At 75.5% G+C, this 4,149-nt stretch carries 3 protein-coding genes; 2 read left to right on the top strand and 1 reads right to left on the bottom strand.

What is annotated here, in order from left to right; all coding sequences use genetic code 11:
* On the bottom strand, positions 1-1,152 hold a 1,152-nt coding region (locus BG452_RS30605), incomplete at its 3' end, for an NAD(P)/FAD-dependent oxidoreductase (RefSeq protein ID WP_317621295.1).
* A gap of 653 nt (positions 1,153-1,805) precedes the next feature.
* On the opposite strand from BG452_RS30605, the gene BG452_RS30600 reads away from it, so the two are divergent.
* Positions 1,806-2,576 carry a TetR/AcrR family transcriptional regulator gene (locus BG452_RS30600; RefSeq protein WP_188307603.1) on the top strand — a complete coding sequence of 257 codons (771 nt, stop codon included), beginning with the start codon at positions 1,806-1,808 and terminating at the stop codon, positions 2,574-2,576.
* A 381-nt stretch (positions 2,577-2,957) separates the two neighbouring features.
* Positions 2,958-4,149, top strand: a 1,192-nt coding sequence (locus tag BG452_RS30595) for an RNA polymerase sigma factor (RefSeq protein ID WP_317621294.1), incomplete at its 3' end; no start/stop codon positions are given.

Raw genomic sequence — 4,149 nt, 5'->3', positions numbered from 1 at the left:
GAGCCGGCCACCGCCCCGGGTGTGGGCGACGGCCCGGTGCAGGCCGAGCGAGGTCGAGCAGGCGGCGGGACCGGGCCGGTACTCGACCAGCCCCGGCGCGTGCGGCCCGCCGGCCAGCGCCACCGCGATGTTGCGGGCCAGCAGTTCGGCCTGGGCGAAGGCGTGCTGGGCGTTGGGCGCGCAGGGGGCGCCGTCCGCGTTCGGATCGGGTACGGCGGCGCAGTCGCCGGCCGCCCACACGCCGGGCAGGGCGCGTCCGTCCGGGCCGACGGCCTGGAGGGTGGCCAGGCAGCGGACCCGGCCGGCGGTGTCCAGCGGCAAGTCGGTGTCGCGCAGCATCGGCGAAGGCCGGATGCCCGCTGTCCAGACCAGGGTGCGGGCGCCGAAGCGGCTGCCGTCGGAGAGCGCGGCGACCCCGCCGGCGGCGGACTCCAGGGTGGTGCGCAGCCGGATGTCGACGCCGCGTTCGCGCAGTTGGCCGAGGGTGTGCTCGGCGAGTTCGGGCGACTCCTCGGCGAGGATCCGGTCGGTCGCCTCGACCAGCACCCAGCGCAGGTCCTCGACCCGGACGTTGTGGTAGCCCCGTACGGCGGTGCGGGCCATGTCCTCCAGCTCGGCGAGCGCGCCGACTCCCGCGTAGCCGGCTCCGACAAAGACGAAGGTCAGCGCGGACTGCCGCAGCGCCGGGTCGCGGGTGGCGGAGGCGAGGTCGAGCTGCTCCAGCACATGGTTGCGCAGGTGCACGGCCTCGCCGACGGTGGAGAAGCCGAGCCCGTGCTCGGCCAGGCCGGGCACGGGGGCGGTGCGGGCGACCGAGCCGGGGGCCACCACCAGGACGTCGTAAGGGAGTTCGAGGGGCGCCGGGGTCTCGCCGGGGCCCGCGGCGTCGGCCAGGGCGCGGCGGGCGGCGTGTTCGATCCGGGTGATCCGGGCGGTGAGCACCCGGCAGTGCGGCAGGGCCCGGCGCAGCGGGACGACCACGTGCCGCGGGTCGATCGAGCCGGCCGCGACCTCGGCCAGCAGCGGGTGGTAGGTGGAGTAGGCCTGGGGTTCGACGACGGTGATCTCCACTTCACCGCGCCGCAGCTGCTCCCGCAGGCCACGCTGGAGGTGGAGCGCGGTGGCCATCCCGGCGCAGCCGCCGCCGGCGATCAGGATCCTGATGGTGCACCTCCTGCCGATGTGACGTTTCGTCCCGGCCTCGCGGCCGGGGGTGTCCCCCCATCACGCCCCCCTATGAAGGACCGGCGGAGGTGGTCTTGTCCACAGTCCGTACGGGGCTGGTTGCGACGGAAGTGGCGGCAGTGACCAGTTGTGCTTGCTGGGCGACTTTCTGACGCACTTTCGGCCGCGAAGAGCCGTGAACTATGGTCGGATTGTGTACCGGAGCGGTTACCGCCATGACAATCGGCGGCGACGCACCGTGGAGCGGCCACTACGGCCAGTTCCAGCGTTGGCTCGACAACCCGACTGGGGGAGAGTCATCCGGGGAAGGGTAGTTCCCGGACGAGGCCCCGGGCGGTGCTGACGCGCCGAGCCGGACGTCAAGGCGGCCCGGCGGCACGACCGTGGTCACCGGAACGGGACGGGCGGCACAGAGCGATGGGTCATCTGGTCATTTCTGCCGGGCTGAGCTGCACCGGGGGGTGCAGGGGCGGGCGACGACAGGGTCCGGCTTCGGACGCCTGCGGGGGAGAGTTGGGATGATGGAACAGAAGCAGGCATTGGGGCGGGCGGCTGCGCCGCACGCCGGACAGGGCATGGTGCCGGAGCAGCGCGGCCCGGTGGACCTGCCCCAGGGCGGGATGGCGTACGCGGCCGTCCCGTACCGGGCGGATCCCCAGCAGGCGACGGCGCCGGTCCCCGGGGCCCGACTGAGGGTGGACGCCCGGCGGAATCTGGAGAGCGTGCTGCGCGCGGCCCGGGAGGTGTTCGGCGAGTTCGGCTACGGCGCTCCGATGGAGGAGGTCGCGCGCCGGGCCGGGGTCGGCGTCGGCACGGTCTATCGGCGCTTCCCCAGCAAGGAGGTGCTGGTCCAGCGGATCGCCGCCGAGGAGGTGGCCTGGCTGACCGCGCAGGCGCGGGAGTCGCTGTACGGCGGCGACGGCGCCTGGGACGCCCTGGCCGGGTACCTGGCCCGCGCGGTCGGAACCGGGGCCGGGCGGCTGCTGCCGCCGGAGGCGTTCCGGTACGCGGAGGAGCTGGGCCGGGTGCCCGAGCAGCGGGCGTCGGAGGTGCCGGCGGCCGTGCGCTTCGACCTGCGGGGCGAGGAGGCGCGCGCCGGGGCGGCGGGCGAGCCCTCGTCGGCGGACGCCGATCCTCGGCTGCTGCTGCAGCTGTTGGCCGCCCTGGTGGCGCGGGCCGGTGCGGCGGGCGAGCTGCGGCCGGGCGTCACGGTGTCGGACGTGGTGCTGGTGCTGACCGCGTCGGTGCCGGTGCACGCGGTGCGGCCCTCGGTCACGGCGCCGACGGCGGCCGGTTTCACGGCGGTCGGTCAGCATCCGGACGGTCAACCGGCCGCCGGGCCGTCGGACCGGCTGCTGCAGATACTGCTGGACGGTCTGCGGTCACGCTGACCCCCGGCTCGGCCCGCCCCCGGTGGACGGGGGCGGCGGCGGACGCGTCGCACCAGGCACGGACGACGCGCCCGACGGGCAAGGGAGTTGAGCGGGACACCGGCGCGCGAGCAGGGCACGCGCGCCGGGTGCGGACGTCGTGCGACCCCGCGCCGCACGCTGGGCGAACACATCCGCGACGGCCCCTCGGAAGAGTGGGTACCGGCCGGTCCGGCTTCCACGCGCCCCTGCGCTATGCCATCCTTTGCCCGTGGTTGGAGCCAATGTCCCGATGCGCGCCCTTCGCGCGCCGTCGGCGCCGTACGTCGGGGAACCGTGCGCCTACGCACTCCCGCGCGCCCTGCCACACTACGGGGGCTGTCGTGGAATCTGGGGTCCGTTGTGAGCGCCGAGGAACAGAACGACTACGGGTACGGCCTCGACTTCGGAGGCTTCTCCGGTAGCACCGCAGGAGGGTCCGCCGCGGGCCCCGGCGGAACCGGCGCCGCCCAAGTCCCGGGCGCCGCAGGCGGTTCGGGCTCCGCGGCCGGTTCGGGCGGCACCGGCGCCGCCGGCCCCGGACACGTCCCCGACCAGGCCGGGATGCCCAGCCGCGAGTCGCTCTCCGCCTCCGCCGCCGCACTGCCCTCCGGCCGGGTCCCCGGCCAGGCCCCCGCCGGCCGCGGCGGTGTCGCCCCCGAGGCGTTCGTCGGCGACCGCCGGCCCGCCCGGCCCACCGTGCCCGCCCCCGCCGACCCGGTGGACGGCGAGCGCCCGCCCTCCGACGCCGAGTTGACCGCCCGGGTCCGGGCCGGCGACGACACCGCGTACGAGGAGATCTACCTCCGGCACGTCGACTCCGTCCGCCGCTACGCGCGCACCTGCTGCCGGGACAGCTTCACCGCCGAGGACCTCGCCGGCGAGGTCTTCGCCCGCACCCTGCAGGCCCTCAAGGCGGGCAAGGGCCCGGAGTTCGCCGTCCGCGCCTACCTGCTGACCGCCGTGCGCAACGTCGCCGCCGCCTGGACCCGCAGCGAACGGCGCGAACAACTCGTCGACGACTTCGGCGTGTTCGCCCAGAGCTCGGCCGCCGTGGTCGACTTCGACCTCGGCGACCCCGGCGCCGACGCCTGGGCGATGGCGATGGCCGACCAGCGCATGGTCATGCAGGCCTACGCCGAACTGCCCGAGGACGACCGGGTCGTGCTCTGGCACACCGAGGTCGAGCGGGAATCGCCGAAGACCGTCGCCGTGATGCTCGGCAAGACCGCCAACGCGACCGCCGTCCAGGCCCACCGGGCCCGCGACCGGCTGGCCGCCGGCTTCCTCCAGGCCCACATCTCCGGCAGCCAGCACAGCACCTGCGAGTCCTACGCCAACCGGCTCGGGGCGTACGCGCGCGGCTCGCTGCGCAAGCGGGCCTCGGCCGAGGTCGGCCGGCACCTCAGGGAGTGCGACCGCTGCACGGCGGCCTGCCTGGAACTCACCGAGATCAACACCGGCCTGCGCGCGCTGCTGCCCGGCGGCGTGCTGGTCTGGATCGGGGTCGGCGGGTTCAGCGCCGCCGCGGCCGCCGTGGGCGGAGTCGCCGCCG

It is taken from the genome of Streptomyces sp. CBMA123 (genome assembly GCF_014596465.1).
GTDB lineage: Bacteria > Actinomycetota > Actinomycetes > Streptomycetales > Streptomycetaceae > Kitasatospora.
This window is presented reverse-complemented; position numbering and strand designations above follow the sequence as displayed.